General features: G+C 46.9%; 12 protein-coding genes. 1 reads left to right on the top strand and 11 read right to left on the bottom strand.

Annotated elements, in window-relative coordinates:
* Positions 1-10: 10 nt before the first annotated feature.
* From mraY to AC0J2X_RS00935, 9 genes are all read right to left on the bottom strand, one after another.
* A complete protein-coding gene (gene mraY / locus AC0J2X_RS00975) occupies positions 11-1093 on the bottom strand; it encodes a phospho-N-acetylmuramoyl-pentapeptide-transferase (protein WP_014950432.1) in 1083 nt (360 codons plus the stop codon).
* Entirely contained in the window at positions 1087-2496 is a 1410-nt protein-coding gene (locus tag AC0J2X_RS00970; protein ID WP_049586053.1) for a UDP-N-acetylmuramoyl-tripeptide--D-alanyl-D-alanine ligase, read from the bottom strand. The genes mraY and AC0J2X_RS00970 overlap by 7 nt, the downstream gene beginning before the upstream one ends.
* On the bottom strand, positions 2493-4058 hold the full coding sequence (locus tag AC0J2X_RS00965) for a UDP-N-acetylmuramoyl-L-alanyl-D-glutamate--2,6-diaminopimelate ligase (RefSeq protein ID WP_472995681.1): 1566 nt from the start codon (positions 4056-4058) through the stop codon (positions 2493-2495). Before AC0J2X_RS00965 ends, AC0J2X_RS00970 begins: the two co-directional genes overlap by 4 nt.
* Complete coding sequence (locus AC0J2X_RS00960) at positions 4048-5823, bottom strand: peptidoglycan glycosyltransferase FtsI (protein ID WP_014977227.1); 1776 nt, start codon at positions 5821-5823, stop codon at positions 4048-4050. Before AC0J2X_RS00960 ends, AC0J2X_RS00965 begins: the two co-directional genes overlap by 11 nt.
* Positions 5820-6155, bottom strand: a complete 336-nt coding sequence (gene ftsL, locus AC0J2X_RS00955) for a cell division protein FtsL (protein ID WP_069944769.1) — start codon at positions 6153-6155, stop codon at positions 5820-5822. The genes AC0J2X_RS00960 and ftsL overlap by 4 nt, the downstream gene beginning before the upstream one ends.
* A complete protein-coding gene (rsmH, locus tag AC0J2X_RS00950) occupies positions 6152-7093 on the bottom strand; it encodes a 16S rRNA (cytosine(1402)-N(4))-methyltransferase RsmH (RefSeq protein ID WP_014950437.1) in 942 nt (313 codons plus the stop codon). The genes ftsL and rsmH overlap by 4 nt, the downstream gene beginning before the upstream one ends.
* Entirely contained in the window at positions 7090-7548 is a 459-nt protein-coding gene (gene mraZ / locus AC0J2X_RS00945) for a division/cell wall cluster transcriptional repressor MraZ (protein WP_012519465.1), read from the bottom strand. The genes rsmH and mraZ overlap by 4 nt, the downstream gene beginning before the upstream one ends.
* 491 nt (positions 7549-8039) lie before the next feature.
* Positions 8040-8864, bottom strand: a complete 825-nt coding sequence (locus AC0J2X_RS00940; protein WP_061486408.1) for a putative porin — start codon at positions 8862-8864, stop codon at positions 8040-8042.
* Between the two features lie 158 nt (positions 8865-9022).
* Positions 9023-9793, bottom strand: coding sequence for a SapC family protein (locus tag AC0J2X_RS00935; RefSeq protein WP_014950439.1), 771 nt, complete (start codon positions 9791-9793; stop codon positions 9023-9025).
* A gap of 392 nt (positions 9794-10185) precedes the next feature.
* Between AC0J2X_RS00935 and AC0J2X_RS00930 the strand changes: the two genes are divergently transcribed.
* Positions 10186-11448, top strand: a complete 1263-nt coding sequence (locus AC0J2X_RS00930; RefSeq protein ID WP_278347173.1) for a dipeptidase — start codon at positions 10186-10188, stop codon at positions 11446-11448.
* An 85-nt stretch (positions 11449-11533) separates the two neighbouring features.
* Here the strand turns inward: AC0J2X_RS00930 and AC0J2X_RS00925 are convergent, their stop codons facing one another.
* Both AC0J2X_RS00925 and AC0J2X_RS00920 read right to left on the bottom strand, forming a co-directional pair.
* Positions 11534-14797, bottom strand: coding sequence for an efflux RND transporter permease subunit (locus AC0J2X_RS00925; RefSeq protein ID WP_342341198.1), 3264 nt, complete (start codon positions 14795-14797; stop codon positions 11534-11536).
* The gene (locus tag AC0J2X_RS00920; protein ID WP_342341199.1) at positions 14790-16565 is read right to left on the bottom strand and encodes an efflux RND transporter periplasmic adaptor subunit; all 1776 of its coding nucleotides are present in this window, start codon (positions 16563-16565) and stop codon (positions 14790-14792) included. Before AC0J2X_RS00920 ends, AC0J2X_RS00925 begins: the two co-directional genes overlap by 8 nt.
* Position 16566 lies beyond the last annotated feature (1 nt).

The raw sequence follows: 16566 nt of genomic DNA, 5'->3' as shown, positions 1-16566 counted from the left end.
TCTTTACCGCTTATCTAAGTTTGAGGGTAGCAAGACCCACCAACACCAAAATGATTGAAATGATCCAAAAACGCACTATTACGCGCGGCTCTGGCCAGCCCTTCAATTCATAGTGATGGTGAATAGGCGCCATACGAAAAATACGCTGGCCACGCAATTTGTAAGAACCTACCTGAAGGATGACCGACAGGGTTTCCATAACAAAAACACCACCCATGATGATTAACACGAGTTCTTGGCGCACTAATACAGCTAACACACCTAGTGTGCCGCCTAGCGCTAGTGAGCCAACGTCACCCATAAATACTTGTGCCGGATACGTGTTAAACCATAAAAAGCCTAAGCCTGCACCGACCATGGCGGTACACACAATCACCAGTTCGCTGGTAAGCGGAATATGAGGAATATTCAGGTATTCAGCAAAGTTCGCATTACCTGTCACATAGGCGAAAATGGCAAATGCGCCTGCCACCAATATAGTGGGCACAATGGCAAGCCCATCCAATCCATCGGTAAGGTTTACCGCGTTACTTGTGCCTACAATGGCAAAGTAGGTAATAATGATGAAGAACGCACCTAACTGCGGGAACACTTCTTTGAAGAAAGGCACCAGTAGTGAGGTTTCAGCGCTTATTGTTGCACTGCTGTATAGATAGAATGCGACGCCTAACGCAACCACAGATTGCCAGAAATATTTCCAACGGGCGATAAGCCCCTTCGAATCTTTGCGGATCACTTTTCTGTAGTCGTCAACAAACCCAATAATACCGTAGGCCACAACCACGGTAAGGGTTACCAAAACATAACGGTTAGTCAGGTCAGCCCAAAGCAGGCCGCTTACTACAATTGCTGCGAGTATAAGTAACCCGCCCATAGTGGGTGTGCCTGATTTTGACAAATGGCTTTGCGGGCCATCGTCACGTACGGTTTGACCAATTTGCATACGCTGTAAATAACGAATCATCTTAGGGCCAATAAGAATGGCAATAAGCAATGCGGTCAGCGTGCTTAAAATTGCACGAAGGGTAAGGTATGAAAATACGTTAAACCCTGAATCGAATTGTGTCAGCCAGTCGGCTAGCCAAATTAACATGCTATTCGCTCCCGACGGCTATCGTGCTTTCCCAGCGCAGAGGCCTCTACCGCCTCTACCACACGTTCCATTCTGGAACTGCGTGAACCTTTAACTAAAATTGAAATATCGCGCTGCTGCACTAACAAATCACTCTCCATTGCGGCCAACAAACTTTCAACATCGCTGAAATGGCCACCATTTTCATTAAACACAGCACTGGCTGATTGACTCAAAACACCCATGGTATACAGGTAATTAATTCCTTTTTGTTTAGCGTATTCCCCCACCTGCTCGTGGTAAAAACGCGCCTTTTCACCCAACTCTTTCATGTCGCCTAGAACAAGAACGCGAATGCCTGAAAAGCTACTTAGCGTATCAATTGCCGCATTTACAGACGCCACGTTGGCGTTGTAGGTGTCATCTAACAGGCGAACCTGTTCGGTGAGTTGTTTTACATTCAAGCGCCCGCTGACCTGCTTCATGGCAAGTAAGCCGTCGCGTACGTTTTCTAATGTTGCGCCAACTTGCAGCGTTAATGCCGCAGCGACAAGGGCATTCCCCACGTTGTGAACGCCAGGAATAGTAAGCTGAATAGACATATCTCCTCGCGGGCAAACCAAGTGGAATGCGGCGCACCCATCTAGCCCAATGGTGATATCTTCTGCTCTAAAGTCAGCATCGTTTTTCTGCTGGGGCGAAAACGTTAGCGTTTTGGTCTGTTTAAGTTTGCCCTGCCAAAATTCAGCAAACTGACTATCAACATTGACTACCGCCACACCGTCACTGCCCAAGCCTTTAAAAATTTCACTTTTGGCGCGCGCCACGCCTAGCAAACTGCCAAAGCCTTCTAAGTGAGAAGCGGCGGCGTTTACGATAGTCGCGACGTCCGGCTTAACAAGGTTCGTGGTATAGGCGATTTCACCAATGTGATTTGCGCCTAACTCCATCACTGCATATTCATGCTGAGGCTCCAGGCGTAGAAGGGTTAGCGGCACACCGATATCATTATTGAAGTTACCGTTTGTGGCTAATACATTGCCTCTTCGCTCCAAAATAGCGGCACACATTTCCTTCACGGTGGTTTTGCCACTGCTTCCGGTAATCGCAATGGTTTTTGGCGCCACATAAGCTTTTACTGCCGCACCTAATAGACCAAGTGCTTCTTTGGTATCTTCAACCATGATGACAGGTAACGAGGTTGCTACGTCTTCACTGGCAATAACCGCACTTGCTCCCGCTTTCTCTGCCGTTGAAATAAAATCATGGCCGTTAAAATTCGGACCTTTCAAGGCCAAGTAAACTGCGCCATCTTCTAGGGTGCGGGTATCGGTACTTACTGCAGACACTTCAACGTCAGCAGCGCCTTTTAATAATTTCCCATTAACCTTTTCGGCTATCCATGACAGCGTTGTTGTTATCATTTGCTGTACTCCTGTTGCAGTCGCGCCACAACTACACGTTCGTTATAGTTAGTCTTTTTGTCACCGATAATTTGGTAATCTTCATGGCCTTTTCCGGCCACGATGATGATGTCGCTTTCATGCGCATGCTCAAGGCAATGACGAATAGCTTGCTCGCGATCGGGAATAGACACTGCCAGCTCACGGTTTTTCAAACCCGCCATGATATCCTCGGCGATAGATTCAGGGCTTTCACTGCGACTGTTATCTGTGGTGATCACAATAGCGTCAGCACCAACCTCGGCAGCCTGCCCCATTAACGGTCGCTTGCCTTTGTCTCTGTCCCCGCCACAGCCAAACACACACCACACTTTGCCCGTTGTATGAAATTTGGCGCTTAACAGCACTTTCTCCAGAGCGTCTGGTGTATGCGCGTAGTCCACCACCAAGTTAGCGGCACCCGTTACAGAGAAAATTTCCATTCGCCCGGGTACAGGCGTGATCGCATTTACCGCGTTAACAACGTCATCAAAACGCTCACCTTCAGCGAGTAACGTACCTATAGCACTCAATACATTACTGATATTGAACTTTCCGAATAGTGGCAGCGAAATAGCAGCGCTTCCCCACGAACTCACCAGTTCAAAGCTACATCCACCTGCATGATAAGAAGCATTTGTGGCGAAACAATGGCGACTTTGAGGATTGTTATGCTCTCGCAAGCACTCACTTTCACCGCTTCCATCCAGACCACTTTCGTCTATACCTGTCCAGATGCGTGTAATCGACTTATCTGCTGCACCATCCCACTTCTTACTTTCATCATCATTAGCGTTTAATACAACAGCCTTTAAACCTGGCTGCTGAAGCAGCAAGCGCTTGGCTTTGCCGTACTCTTCCATGGTGCCGTGGTAATCGAGATGATCTCGAGTAAGGTTGGTGAAAACAGCGATATCGGTTTTTACTGTACCAAGCCGACCTTGAACCAATGCGTGAGAACTTGCTTCGAAGGCCGTATGGCGCACTTCACTTTGCACAAAGTCTGCCAACAAATACTGCATACGTATGGCATCGGGCGTAGTGTTTGCTGCCGGCGTGTTCGACCACTGGGTTTCATCGCCTTCAAACACACTGCTCCCTAGAGTTCCGATGCTTGCACTACGTGTACCTAACGCATCCTTAAGCTGGGTAAGCAATTGAACTGTAGAGGTTTTTCCGTTTGTCCCTGTCACTGCTACCGTCGTCATTTTCTGAGCAGGGTAGTCGTAAAATGCAGCAGCTAATGCAGAGAGCATTTGTGGTAATTCATACAGCGAGATAATGACGCTGTGGTCACGCATTTCCATCTGACCATGGGCACTACTGTCTTCAGTTTGCGCCAGAATTACACGGGCCCCTAAACTTATTGCCTGGGGTATAAAATCTCGACCATCGCGTTCGTGGCCCTTAATTGCCAAGAACGCTAAGCGTGTATTCACTTCTCGGCTGTCTAGCGTTAAACCTTCAATGCGGATATCTGGGGCGTCTACACCAAATTTCGCCAATAAAGCTTTTATACTTTGAATAAAGGCACTAACTACCACTTTGACCTCCTTTCAATAAGCGGCTAGATGTAACCTGCTTGTCATCGGGCGTAACGTTTAACATGTGCAGTGCGCCACCCATAATTGATGAAAAGACAGGTGCAGCGGTATCCCCCGCGTGATACAAATCACCGCCAGGTTCGTTGATCAATACAATAGTTACTAGCCTGGGGTCAGACACAGGTGCGATACCGGCGAAAATGTTGACGTACTCTTCGCCGTACCCGCCAGCCACCGCTTTTCGGCTTGTTCCTGTTTTCCCAGCAACGCGATAACCTGGTACCGACGCTTTTGTTGCTGTGCCGCCACGCTGGGTTACGCTTTCCATCATTTGAACAATAGCGTTAGCGTTTTCTTCGCTGATCACCCGCTCAGATTGAGCCTGCCATGAAGGTTGCTCTGGCGACTTGATGACATTAAGCGGTGTTTTAATACCGCCGTTCGCCAACGTTGCGTAAAGACGCCCCAACTGTGCAGTGGTAACCGAAATGCCGTATCCAAATGACAGCGTGGCTAGCTCAAATTCAGACCAGCGGCTGCGCTCATGAAAGATACCGCTACTCTCACCCGCCATATTAAGCCCGGTATCGCTCATTAAGCCCATATTGTAATAGGTATCCAGCAGGAACTGTTTAGGCACAGAAAGCGCCAGCTTCGACGTCCCCATATTTGAGGAATGCTGAATAATTTCTTCTAGCGTTAGTTCGCCGTAGTTGCGCGAATCTTTTACTAGGCTGCCGCCTAATCGCATCCATCCTGGATGAGTGTTTACTGAGTCTTCGGGCTCCACTTCACCGAACTCTAATGCAGTAAGGACGGCCAGCGGTTTTAGCGCCGAGCCTGGTTCGAACGCATCGGTAATAACCCTGTTACGCATTCTGTGCGCAGAAATATCGCTTCTGTCATTCGGATTGAATGACGGTGCATTCACCATGGCTAACACATCACCGCTTTTTACATCGATGACAATGGCGGAAGCCGAGCTTGATTGGTAATAAATCATGGCTTCTTTAATTTCTTTATAAGCAAGTGCCTGAATACGCTGATCAATAGTCAGCTGCAGGTCGCCGGCTTTTTCGCCTGATTTTGTTTCTAAGATCTCTACCTGACGGCCTTTCGCATCGCGGCGTATTTTACGAGAACCCGGCGTGCCCGTTAGCCACTCGTTATACATGCGTTCCAAGCCTTCAACGCCCGTGTCGTCAACATCGGTTACGCCGATTAACTGCGCTGAAACTTCACCTGTAGGATAGTAGCGGCGGCTTTCACGGCGAAGATAAATGCCTGGAATGTCCAGTTTATCAACGTACTCTGCCATGGCAGGCGACACCTGACGCTGCAAGTAAACAAAGCGGCGTTTGGGGTTTGCCACTTTTTCTTTGAGTTCATTGACGTCTTGGCGCAGTACATCTGCCAGCGCTTCCCAACGGCGCTCTTCCTCGAAGCCGTTGTTTTCATGGATAACCTTAGGGTCTGCGTAGATGGCCCGAACAGGCACACTCACCGCCAGCTCAACACCATTTCTATCGGTAATGAGCCCGCGATAGGTTGGCATGTCACGGGTTCTTAGTGTGCGGTTGTCGCCCTGTTGAATTAGCTCGTCTGGCTCAATAACTTGAATATAGGCTGCACGGGCGGCTAGCACGCTGAAAACTAGCATAATAACAACAAGCACAACGACAAAGCGCCAGTGCACTAGGCTTGGCGTTACATTTTGTTTTGCACCGGTTTTTTTACGTTGGCGAGAAAGTGCTGTTGTACTCATTTTAACTTCACCACTACTTCATCGTCTGCGGTTGGACGGTACATTTCTAACTGTTTTTCAACTAGGTTTTCTATGCGGTTATGCTCGGTCAACGCGCGTTGCTCAAGCACGAGGTTACGCCACTCGACATCAAGCTCATCTTTCTCTTGCATAAGGTCTTCAAGGGCAATGACCTGCTGTCTGTTGTGATGACTGCTTAGTGTCACTGCCATGGCACTTGTGATAACCATTAAATACAACAAAACCCGCAACTTGTTGCGGGTCAAATCTGAAACAATTATTAGCAGTAATTTAAAATTAGTGCTGGCCTTGTCTGGCGCGACTTTGGTCATAACTTTTCTGCCACACGTAATACCGAACTGCGAGAGCGAACGTTGTTCGCAATCTCCTGTTCTGAAGGTTTTATCGCTTTGCCCAAGGCTTTTAACACTTTATCTGCATCTATTTCAGCCTGAGTAATCGGTAAGTTGTGCGGTACTGATTTCCCTTTACTTTGATCCTTAATGAAGCGTTTTACTAAACGGTCTTCAAGAGAGTGAAACGAAATAACGGCAAGACGTCCTTCTTTCGCCAACACCTGTGTCGCGGCTTTAAGGCCAACACGAAGTTGCTCAAGTTCCGCATTGATATAAATGCGAATACCTTGGAATGCACGGGTTGCCGGATGTTTAAACTTATCCTTTACAGGAACCGCTTCGTCGATAATTTTGGCTAGCTGAGCTGTGCGCGTAATGGGTGTTTCTTTGCGCGTGTTTACAATGGCATGGGCTATGCGTTTGCCGAACTTCTCTTCGCCAAACTCTTTAATAACCTGCGTAATGTCTTGTTCTTCGGCGTTAGCCAACCAGTCTGCAGCACTTTGTCCACGTGAGGTGTCCATACGCATATCCAGCGGGCCGTCACGAAGGAAGCTAAAACCACGCTCGGCATCATCTAGCTGAGGTGAAGATACCCCCAAATCCATAAGCACACCGTCAATCTTACCGGTTAGTCCCAGCGCTTCGATTTCTTCTGCCATATCACCAAATGGTGAGTGGATAATGCTAAAACGCTTATCATCGGCGAAACGTTCTGCCGCTTTGATTGCTTGCGGATCACGGTCAAAGGCGATGAGACGCCCGTGTTCGCCCAATGCATCCAAAATATGTGCTGAGTGCCCCCCACGGCCGAAAGTGGCGTCAATGTAGATACCGTTCGGTTTAATCGCTAGGGCTTCAATGCATTCATCAAGCAATACTGAAATATGTTTAAATTCGCTAGGCTGCGTCATAGAGAAAAGTCCTGTAATCGTTCGGTAAGTTCAAATTCGCCTTTGCGTTCGGTGTCTATATCAGCTTCAACTTGTTGTGCCCAAATATCGGCATCCCAAATTTCGAATTTGTTTAACTGACCAACTAACATGACTTCTTTTGAGAGTTTTGCGAAACTTCGCAGTGGAGTAGGAACAAGAATGCGCCCGCTTTTATCCATCTCACCTTCAGAAGCATAACCTAGTAGCAATCGCTGCAAGCGACGCTCGGCTGGGATCATGCTTGAAAGTTTAGAGAGTTTAAGCTCAATCTCTTCCCATTCGGGAAGTGGGTAAAGTAGCAAACAACTTTGTTGTGTATCGACTGTGCAGACCAGTTGTCCCTGACAATCATCCAGCAGCGACTGACGATACTTCGTCGGTATAGCCAGTCTGCCTTTTGTATCCAGATTGATTGCGTTAGCGCCGCGGAACATTCCCCTAGCCTTTTATTATTTGCTCTTGGTTTTCTTGTTTTTTGAGTACTAATCTGCAAAGTGATGATGATTTGATCCACAATTCGCCACATTTACCCACTGAGATACAGTTTAGGTATCAATGATCCCCACTGTCAAGTAGAAAAAAGGCGTGAAGGCCGCATAAACACTGGGTTTAAACTGGTTGGATATACAGTGTTTTTAGGAAGTGTATGATTAGGCGTGTAAAAAAGATTAAAAAATATTCAGGTGAGAAAAAATAAAGGTGTAATTAATCGATGAACTGCTGTTTTTGACTGTAAATAAGCGGCGAGATCTCACGATTATGTTTAACGCTGTTTTCAGCGGTATTGCGCGTATGCTTAGTCGTAATTCAAACAGCTGCGCCACATCAGCACGTTAAAAAACGAGTGAGTTAACACGACTAGTGCTAACTCACTGCATTTACATCAACGCGTGCTAACGCATAGCAATAATCAGGGAGTTCTTACTTAGAAACGATAGGATGCTGAAAGTGAAGCAACGTCACTACTTTCTTCCCCATCAATATCCGTTTCATAGCTTGCTGATATTGAAAACTGTTCATTAACCCAATAATCGAGTGCTACTCCAACAGCCTTCTCATTTACAAAGCCGTCTGGCGCATCTGAATAGGTGAACAAGCCAGCAACACTAAAACCTTTATTGAAAAAGTAACGAGCTGAGCCATAAAAAACGTCATTACTTTCAGCTATATACTCGGCCATAAAGTCCCAGCCTTTACCCTCCTTTCCAACAGTTGTGTAACGAGTAAAAATTAATGCAGAAGATTCGTTACCGCTAGCTTCAAACACGTCATCTTCGAAGGCATATTCAGTGCTGAAGTGCTGATAAGTCAAACCTGCGCCAACTTGCCACTCACGTGATAAGTTGTAACCCAGCTTAGCATTTATGTCGGTGCTATCAGATTCGCCATAGCCATTGTTCCATTTCCTATGAACCCCTTCGATTGCTAACATTAAGTTTTCATCGATGTAAAACGTCGCTCCAAGATTAAAAAAGTCGGCACCATCTAAATTGGCGTAACCACCAGATAAACTCGATACACGCTGAAGATAAGGGTTTATAAGGTAAGCGCCGCTGTTTCCGCTAACTTCTTCCAGGTAGCGCACATACCTTGCACCGTAGAGGTTGTCATCGAATCCTTCAGGATCGACAGCGGTAAACTGTACTTCGTTTTGTGTAGCTGCATGTGCTGCTGAGACTGTAAATACTGAAGCTGTGATAAGTGATAGTGCAGTTAGCGTAGTTTTTAGCTTATTAGTGTTAGTGTTCATGTCTTTTGTCCTTAAAAAATGTGTTGGGAACGAGGTGTAAGATAAGACATTAAAACTTAACGGTTTCTGAACGAAACATGACGAAGTCTGAACGTGAATTTTAGGTACAAAAAAACCCGCAACTTTGCGGGCTTTTAAACTTCAAAATGAGGGAGCGATCACGCGTTTGGCGCCGCTTCGGGTGCTGCTTCTTCTGCTTTAACCGCAGAAAGCTGCATGCTGCGAATTGGGTTTTCTGTGTCGTTAGAAAGCTCAACAAGGCGGTTTAGCTGACCAACAGACATCATTACTGCGTAGATAGCACCTAGGAAGCCTTGCTTGTGTAGCTCAAGCACCTGCTCTTCTGGCAGCTCAAGAAGCTTCTTCTCGTTGATGCTCATCATGCCGGTAACATTGCGCTGTTTACCATCTTGGTAAGTAAGGCGAATTTGAATTGGATCAAGAAGGTCCAGTTCAACGACTTTCGCAACAAAACGCTGAGTTAGCATTTCGCTATTCGCAAGGTCTGCTAGGAATTTCTGACGGTTATCTAGGAACTCGCTTGCTTCACCAGCTTCAGTAAATAGCGCTTGGCCTTCGTCAGAAATAAGGTCAGAGTTTTCATCAATGTAAACGCCAAGCTTGTCGCCGTCTGGACGCACGTCGAATGGATAGCGAAGGATGTTCATTGGAACGTGAGGGCCTTTCCAGCTGTCGCCAGTTAGAAAAAGGTTTTGACCTTGTTCCATACCAAGCATAGTCACAACGTGGTGACGCTTTGATGTAGTGTCTTCAATGAACACTAGCGGCATTGTCGCAGCTAGTTGTGCAAATTCACGGATCGTTGCTGCTGCAAGGTGTGTATTTTTCGCAAAGCTGAAAGATGTATTTACCGCAACCTTTAGGTCTTTATGCTTTTCTTTATCTAGCGGTACAAAATTAATAGCCATATTTATTTCTCATACTTGTTAGCTGTGGCCCCGGCTTGATTATGTGAGAAGAGCGGGTGCCACTAAAAAATTACGTCGGCCGCGCTGATGCATAGTAGTCATCGATAATTGGCGGAGCGCTTGGAAGTATCCCGTATTCGCGCAATGAAGTCACGCAGTCTTCACCATAACAAGTTTTAAATTTTTATTGCAATGTAAACTTGAAGTAAACAAGCACAAGCGCTCTAAAAATGAGCAATATCGACTAATTTAGGGCTTAGTGAGTGCGATCTGAGGTAAATGCATAGCAAGTAAAAGCCTATTGTCGCAGTGCGCATTATCCTTTAGTCTCGTATTGCTATTAAGTTAGCGGTTGTTGACCTAAGCGATAAAAAACAAAATAAGGATTTTCTATGAAGGGGCGCTTCCCACTCTCATCTTGCGCATTACTTATCTCTGCGCTTTTTGCTTCACACTCTGTACTTGCTGAGACCTCTACTTATTCAGCATCTGAAAAAGCTATCAAGATCGCACAAGAAACTATTATTGTTGATGGACACATTGATGTTCCTTATCGCGTAAAGGAAAAGTGGGTTGATGTCACTAAAGCCACGCAGGACGGCGACTTCGACTACCCTCGTGCAGTATCTGGTGGTTTGAACGCCCCTTTTATGAGTATTTACGTGCCTGCTAGTTTAGACAACTCTCCAGAATCTACGCAGCTTGCCCATGAGCTCATCGATTCAGTAGAAGCCATTGTTGCCCGTGCACCTGATAAATTTGCCATTGCTAAAAGCCCTTCTGACGTAAAAGCCCAATTTGAAAAAGGGTTAATTTCACTGCCAATGGGCATGGAAAATGGTTCTCCTATTCAAGGTGACTTGGCGAATCTAACGGCTTTTTACGAGCGCGGGATTCGCTACATCACCCTTGCTCATAGTCAAGCTAACCACATTTCTGACTCTTCGTATGACCTGCGCAGAAAATGGAAAGGCCTTAGCCCGTTTGGCAAAACCTTAGTGGGCGAAATGAACAACATTGGTATTATGCTGGATATTTCCCATGTGTCTGACGACGCCTTTTACCAAGTTATTGAGTTAACAAAGGTGCCAGTTATAGCGTCACATTCTTCACTGCGCCGCTTTACCCCCGGTTTTGAGCGCAACATGGACGACGAGATGATCAAAAAACTCGGCGAAAATGGCGGTGTTATTATGATTAACTTTGGTTCTAGTTTTGTATCTAAAGAAGCTGGAAAGTGGCGTAGTGGCCTTACTGCAGCGCGCAAAGCCTTGGTTGAAAAAGAAGGCGAAGACAGCCCTAAGCTAGAGAACTTTGAAGAGAATTATCGCAAAGAAGTGCCATACCCTTATTCAACCCTAGACGAAGTGCTTGACCATATCGATCACGTGGTAAAACTGATTGGTGTTGATCACGTGGGTATTGGTTCAGACTATGACGGTGTAGGTGACTCACTCCCCATTGGGCTTAAAGACGTGGCGAGTTTTCCAAACCTAGTACAAGGATTGCTGGATAGAGGTTATAGCCGTACCGACATTGAAAAGATATTGAGCGGAAACCTTTTGCGCGTTTGGCAACAAGTTGAGGAATATGCGGAAGAGCATGCGGAAGATCACGCGGAAGGTTATGAGAAAGATCACGCGGCAGCGCACTGATCGCACAATGCTTTAAAAATAAAGCGCAGGGAAGCGTGTTATCGCTTCCCCATGCTTTATCTACTCTACTGCACTTTCAACTCTATTATTTTTTGCGTGACACAATTAAGTAAAACGCGCTTGGCAATACCAACAGTGTTAATACCAGTGCACTCGCCATACCGCCTACCATAGGCGCCGCAATGCGCTGCATCACTTCACTACCAGTTCCAGTGGCATAAAGCACAGGCAACAAGCCAACAATAATAGAAAGCGATGTCATCATAACTGGGCGAAGTCTTGCCGAGGCGGCATGGACAATAGCCTTTTTCACAAGCGCATCTTTTTTAGTGTTGCCATTTTCTGTTTCGTGGCTAGTGAGTGCATCTGATACATATTGGTTTAGATAGACCAGCATGATAACGCCTATTTCTACCGCTACACCTGCTAAGGCAATAAACCCAACACCTACCGCCACCGACAGATTGAAGTTAAGAAGGTAAAGCAACCATACACTGCCCACCAGCGCCAACGGTAAGGTCGCGAGTATGAGTGCCACATCGCGAAGGCGTTTAAATGCCAGATAAAGCAAAAGGCAGATAATGGCTAACGTTAGCGGTATAACCACCGACAGTTTTGCTTTCGCGCGCTCAAGGTAAGCAAACTGCCCCGCCCACGTAATGGAGTATCCAGTGGGTAAATCAAGTTGCTCTGACAAATGACGTTTTGCGCTATCTACATAACCCCCTAAGTCAATACCCGTGGCTGAGTCTGACGAGATATCAATGTATACCCATCCGTTTAATCGGGCATTTTCACTTTTAATCCCAGCCGGCCCGTCGTCAATACGCACGGTCGCCACATCGCCAAGGGTAATGTGAACACCGCTTGGTGTGACGAAAGGCATGGATGCTAAAGATTCAGGCGTATCGCGGTAGTGCTGTAAAAAGCGCATGGCAATAGGAAAACGCTCACGCCCTTCCACTGATTGTGTAACCACTTTACCGCCCACTGCCGAGCCTACAATACTGTGAACATCGTCTATCATCATGCCGTAGCGCGCCGCCAACTGCCTGTCGATATCGATATAAACGTAACGGCCACCCACCACACGCTCAGCGTATACTGATGCTGTATTGGGCAGGTCTTTAAGCAGTATCTCAATATCCTTTCCGATGGCTTCAATGCCTGCAAGGTCAGGCCCCGCAATCTTGATCCCAACAGGGGTTTTTATCCCGGTTGCCAACATGTCGATTCGGGTTTTAATTGGCATTACCCACGCATTGGTCAGCCCAGGAAATTGCACCAGAGCGTTAAGCTCTTCTTTGAGCTTTTCAGTGGTCATGCCCTCCCTCCACTGCGCTTTCGGTTTAAGCTGAATGAAGGTTTCAATCATCGTCAATGGTGCAGGGTCTGTGGCCGTATCTGCGCGTCCAATTTTCCCGAATACCGTTTCAACCTCGGGCAAGGTTGCAATAAGCTTGTCCGTCTGCTGTAAAAGCTCTCTGGCTTTACCCACTGAAATACCCGGGTAGGTTGTAGGCATATACATCAAATCGCCTTCGTCCAGTTCGGGCATAAATTCACTACCTAGTTGGCTTAACGGCCAGTACATGGAAAGCAACAAGCAAAATGCCCCCGCCAAAGTGAGCAGTGGGTAGTTAAGCAGCCGCGTCAGCAATGGTTGATATACGCGCTCTAAAGCTCTATTTACCGGGTTCTGGGCTTCAGATCGTATTTTTCCGCGTACAAAATAACCCGCCAGCACAGGAACTAAAGTAATTGCCAGCGCCGCAGCTGCTGCCATGGCATAGGTTTTGGTAAAAGCAAGAGGCGCAAAAAGACGCCCTTCTTGCGCTTCCAATGCAAAAAAAGGAATAAAGGATACGGTTATAATTAGGAGCGCAAAGAATAAAGCTGGACCAACTTCGGTGGTCGACTTAATCACCAGTTCCCAACGTTTGGCTGCCGAAAGCTTTGCAGAGGTTGGTATAGATGTTTGCGACTGGGCACTCCCTGACCCAACCTGACTTGCTGAATCCCTTTGACTCGCTGAATCCCTTTGACTCGCTGAGTCTCCCTGACTTGATGAAACAGCATGCTGATGAATGTGCTTGTGTAAATTTTCAACCACAACAATAGCGCCATCCACCATTGCACCAATAGCGATAGCAATGCCACCTAAAGACATGATGTTGGCATTAAGTCCCTGCAGCTTCATTACGATAAACGCGGCGAGAATACCAATAGGCAAACTGATTAGCGCAACCATAGATGAACGTAAGTGAAACAAGAAGATAGCGCATACCAAACCAACGACAAGCAATTCCTCCACCAACTTATTGGTGAGGGTATCGACGGACTTATCAATAAGGGTGGAGCGATCGTACACGGGAACGATATTCACCCCTTCCGGCAAGCTCGCTTTTAATGAATCCAGCTTAGCTTTAACCGCATCGATAGTGGCTTTTGCGTTTTCGCCATAGCGCATCACTATAATGCCACCCACGGTTTCGCCATTCCCGTTTAGTTCTGCAATACCTCGGCGCATCAACGGGCTTTCTACCACTTGTGCTACATCGTTAATCGTTATGCTAACGCCGTCCTTAATAACACCTGTGGGCAACGCCAGTATGTCATCAATGCCCTGAATGTAGCTTTGCGCACTAACCATGTACTCTGCCTCGGCCATTTCAATAACCGAAGCGCCTGACGCGCGGTTACCCCGTTTAAGGGCAATGTCTATCATGGATGGCTGAATGTTGTAGGCACGTAATTTTTCAGGGTCGACAATAACTTGGTATTGTTTAACCATCCCTCCAACAGACGCAACTTCAGAAACGCCTTCAACTGACTGAAGCTCAAACTTCAAGAACCAGTCTTGCAACGCCCTTAACTCACCAGCATCTAGCGCATTTGGCTGACTAGCATCGTTCTCCAACGCATAAATGTAAACCCAACCTACCCCTGTCGCATCTGGACCTAACTGAGGTGTCACGCCTTCTGGAAGTTGCGAAGACGCTTGGCTTAAGTATTCCAGAACACGGCTTCGAGCCCAGTACATGTCTGTATCATCATCAAAGATTATATATACGTAGGCATCGCCGAAGAATGAATACCCTCGCACCGCCTGTGCGCCAGGCACTGACATTAGCGCAGAGGTGAGAGGAAACGTCACCTGATCTTCCACCACTTGCGGCGACTGACCGGGATAGCTTACTTTCACTATGACTTGGACATCAGATAAATCAGGGATAGCATCAACGGGGGTATTTTTCACCGCCCAGACACCCGCAATACTGAGCATAATAGCGCTCAGCAATACCAGTATTCTATTGTTTACCGACCAGCGAATTACCGATTCAATCATGGTGCATATGCTCCTTATGATTTATCGATTTTTGTTCTGCCGACTTGTGAACCATCGACTTGTGAGCATCGCTTTGCTCTCCATTACTCTTCAGGTTACCTGCATCATGTTTATGATTGCTGTGACCTGAGTCATGCACCATGCCCTTGTCCACCGCATTTTCACTACGCTTTCGCATATCAATAACCGTGAATTCTTCGCCAGTCACAAAGGTGAACATGATGTTGTCACCTTCACTAAACTGAGATAAGTCAATATGCTTTGATACCGCAAATGACATTGTCGCAGGTCCCCGCCCCCATTTTTCAATCGGCCCGCGAGCGATTACTAACGTTGCGTTATTCGAAGCGCCATTCGTTTCGGTGTCAGCTGGCAATTCAATTGCCTCAATTGTACCTGTTGTCGTGGCCTGGTGATCGGGCGCTTTCATTCGCTCAAAGTCACTGCTTTTCGACGACTCTGAATCAATCAAAAATTGTGCTGATACCACAACATCATCCTCGGGGAGCAAGCCTTCAACTACTTCAAAATGTGTACTATCGCTTTGCCCCAGTGTTACGCGTACCGACTTAAAATTGCCATCGCCATCACTGAGTACCACTTTTGCGCCCTCTGCCGTGCGAATAACGGCACTGCGAGGAACCAGTAACGCCGCCTTGCGTTGAGTAGGCTTTATTCCAACGTGGGCAAACATATTGGGCTTTAACATGTGGTTGTTATTGTTCAGCGGTATGCGCACTTTCAAGGTTCGCGTTGTTTCCGACAAAGACGGATAAATATACTCTACGTGGCTTTCCCATTTAGCATCGGACCCATGGTCCATTTCGTCGAGGGTAACCACAGCGCTATTATGAGGCGCTATGATTTGCGCGTATTTTTCAGGTACCTCAGCAATCACCCACACCGTATCTAGCTGTGCGATGCTCATCAAGGTTGTCCCGGGCTGAACGTAAAACCCCTCCCGAATATTCAGCGCTTCTACTACACCGCTTTGCGGCGCGTTAAATGTGACGGTTTGTGCTACCCGTCTACTTTTTTGCAATGCTTCGATAACGCCCTTTGATAGCCCTAGAGTTTTTAGGCGCTCGGCTGCACCCTCAATTAAACGTGAATCTCCTCGCTTAAGAGCTAAAACGTATTCTTCTTGTGCGCTAACTAATTCTGGCGAATACAGGGTATAAAGTGCCTGTCCTTTTTCTACTTGCTCACCTTGAGATTTAATGAAAAGCCTGTCGACCCAACCTGATACTCTAGGGTGGATGTGCACAATGCTATCTTCATCGTAAGCAACGTTGCCCACCGCCGTTACGGTCTGTTGAAGTGCTCCAATGGTAACGGGCGCGACTTTAACACCTATATTGTGCTGTACATTTGGCGGAATCACTACGGTACCTGGCGTACGCTCATTACTTTTCGCAGATGTTGCGTCGTCATTGGCGTATACAGGCACCAAGTCCATTCCCATCGGTGACTTTCCCGGTTTGTCACGGCGATAGCTGTCATCCATAGGCGCTACCCAATATAAAGGGGCTTTATTATCGCTGTGGGCACTTTTATCGCTGTGGGTGTTTACTCCGCTGTGGGCATTTTTATCGCTGTGGGTGTTTACTCCGCTGTGGGCACTTTCACCATTTCCGTGTTTTGATGAGTCAGACAACAATAGTGAGGCCAAGCCGAACGCTATCAGGCCGCCAAATAGCAGACCTACTAGCAAACCTTTTATTAGCGTGCTCTTTGTATCTGGCGCAGGGTGAGTTGAAGATGTCATA

It is taken from the genome of Alteromonas sp. R7, from assembly GCF_055755235.1.
The sequence above is the reverse complement of the archived record's forward strand: the minus strand, read 5'-3'. Positions and strand labels throughout refer to the sequence as shown.